We start from the raw sequence: 2,184 nt of genomic DNA, 5'->3' as shown, positions 1-2,184 counted from the left end.
GGCGGCCGCCGACGCCGCCGTGGCGCGCGCCCAGGCCGCCGCCGACGAGGCCGCCCGGGCCGAGGAGGAGATCGAGGCCCGCAAGCGTGCGGCCGAGATGCGGATCAACGAGGCGGAGCAGCTGCTCGACCGGCTCACCCCCGAGGAGCGCCGCGAGCGCACCGGTCCCGACGTCGCCGCTCCCGACGTGCCGATCGCGGGCACCGGCGTCGGCGTGGAGGCGCTGCGCGCCGCGGCCACCCAGCTCGGCAAGGGCTACCGCTGGGGCGCGGAGGGCCCGTCGAACTACGACTGCTCGGGGCTCACCTACTGGGCCTTCAAGCAGGCCGGCGTCACCCTGCCCCGGTCGAGCAGCCAGCAGGCGACGGTCGGCCGCTCCGTGTCCTGGGACGACATGCAGCCGGGCGACCTCGTCTTCTACTACGACCCCGTCAGCCACGTCGGCATCTACGCCGGCGAGGGCAAGATGATCAACGCGCCGCAGACCGGCGACGTCGTGAAGTACCAGACCGTGTCGAGCAGCGCCTTCAGCGGCGGCCGGCGCCTCTAGCCTCGTCCGCTCCCCCCGGGGCACGGGCGGCGGCCGGCACCTCCGGCCGCCGCCCGACCTCTTCACACAGGGCGCTACGGTCGCGCGGATGCCGCGCACGCTCCTCGTCACCAACGACTTCCCACCGCGCACCGGCGGCATCCAGAGCTACCTGCAGGCGCTGGCCGACCGGCTTCCCGCGGGTGCGCTGGTCGTCTACGCGCCCGCCTGGCCTGGCGCGGCGGAGTTCGACGCCGCCGCCGGCTACCCCGTGCACCGGCACCCGACGTCGCTGATGCTGCCGGTGCCCGCCGTCGCGTGCCGGGCGGTTGCCCTCGCGCGGGAGCACGAGGCCGGCACGGTCTGGTTCGGCGCCTCCGCTCCGCTGGGACTGCTCGGCCCGGTGCTGCGGCGCCGGGCGGGCATCGAGCGCGTGGTGGCGAGTACGCACGGCCACGAGGTGGGCTGGGCGATGCTGCCCGGCGCCCGGCAGGCGCTGCGCCGGATCGGGCGCGACGCCGACGCGTTCACCACGATCTCGCGGTACACCCGCGGCCGGGTTGCGGCGGCCTTCGGCCCGGACGCCGCGCTGGAGGTCCTGCCGTCGGGGGTCGACGCGGAGGTCTTCCGCCCGGACCCGGCTGCCCGCACCGAGCTGCGTCGCCGCTACGGGCTGGGCGAGGCCCCGGTGGTGAGCTGCGTGTCCCGCCTCGTCGCGCGCAAGGGCCAGGACGTGCTGATCCGTGCGCTGCCCCGGGTGCGGGCGGCGGTGCCGGGCGCCCGGCTGCTGTTCGTCGGGAACGGACCCGACCGCGGTCGGCTGCGCCGCCTCGCGACCGACGTTGGTGTGGCCGACCACGTCGTGTTCACCGGGCCGGTGCCCGCTGCGGAGCTCCCGGCGCACTACGCGGTCGGTGACGTGTTCGCGCTGCCGTGCCGCACCCGCGGCGGTGGGCTCGACGTGGAAGGGCTCGGCATCGCCCTGCTGGAGGCCGCCGCGACCGGGCTGCCGGTCGTGGCAGGCGACTCGGGCGGCGCCCCGGAGACCGTGTGGGATGGGCACACCGGCCACGTGGTCGACGGCCGGGACCAACGGGTCGTCGCCGACGCCGTCGCCGGGCTGCTCGCCGACCCCGACCGGGCGCGTCGGATGGGCGCTGCCGGCCGGGCGTGGATGCTGCGGGACTGGAGCTGGCCCGCCCGGGTGGCCCGCCTGCACGCCCTCCTGACGGGCGCGCCGCTGCCGGTCCGGGCGGGGGGCGTGTCGGCGGCGCCGCAGTGATCCGCCCCGTCCCCGCCGCCTGCCGGTGATCAAGGCGCAGATGTCGCTGCTGGATCCAATGCCGCGGAGTTAGGGCTTGCAGATCATCAACTCGCCGTCGTAACTCGTGTGGGGATGGTGATGCCTGCGGTGCTGGCGAGGTCGTAGAGGTCATCGAGCGTGGCCAGCGGGTTCTCGGCGGGCTGGATTGTGTGGCCGGCCTGTTCCAGTAGGTACTGGGTGTCGCGGATGCGCCGGTTGATGGTCGAGCAATAGTCAAGACCTGTGGATGAAGATTTTTTAGGCCGCGTGGGGTTGTGGGTGTTGCTCGGGCCGTTCAACGAGCTTGCCGGCCTCGAACACGGCGCCGGCGCGGACGAGCGCGACGAGGTGT

At 75.0% G+C, this 2,184-nt stretch carries 3 protein-coding genes; 2 read left to right on the top strand and 1 reads right to left on the bottom strand.

Annotation, left to right across the window (positions count from 1 at the left end):
* Positions 1-550 (top strand): C40 family peptidase (locus KME75_RS41140; protein ID WP_219420401.1); only part of this gene is annotated, 550 nt, incomplete at its 5' end.
* An 88-nt stretch (positions 551-638) separates the two neighbouring features.
* Complete coding sequence (locus KME75_RS41135) at positions 639-1,811, top strand: glycosyltransferase family 4 protein (RefSeq protein ID WP_219420400.1); 1,173 nt, start codon at positions 639-641, stop codon at positions 1,809-1,811.
* Between the two features lie 86 nt (positions 1,812-1,897).
* Here KME75_RS41135 and KME75_RS41130 read toward each other — a convergent pair.
* On the bottom strand, positions 1,898-2,184 hold a 287-nt coding region (locus KME75_RS41130), incomplete at its 5' end, for a hypothetical protein (RefSeq protein WP_219420399.1).

Origin of the sequence: Pseudonocardia nigra, from assembly GCF_019396355.1 — a bacterium.
Classification (GTDB): domain Bacteria; phylum Actinomycetota; class Actinomycetes; order Mycobacteriales; family Pseudonocardiaceae; genus Pseudonocardia; species Pseudonocardia nigra.
This window is presented reverse-complemented; position numbering and strand designations above follow the sequence as displayed.

Bases quoted from the DNA above. Each gene is read 5' to 3' on its own strand.
- KME75_RS41135 (WP_219420400.1), top strand. From the start codon at position 639: ATGCCGCGCACGCTCCTCGTCACCAACGACTTCCCACCGCGCACCGGC.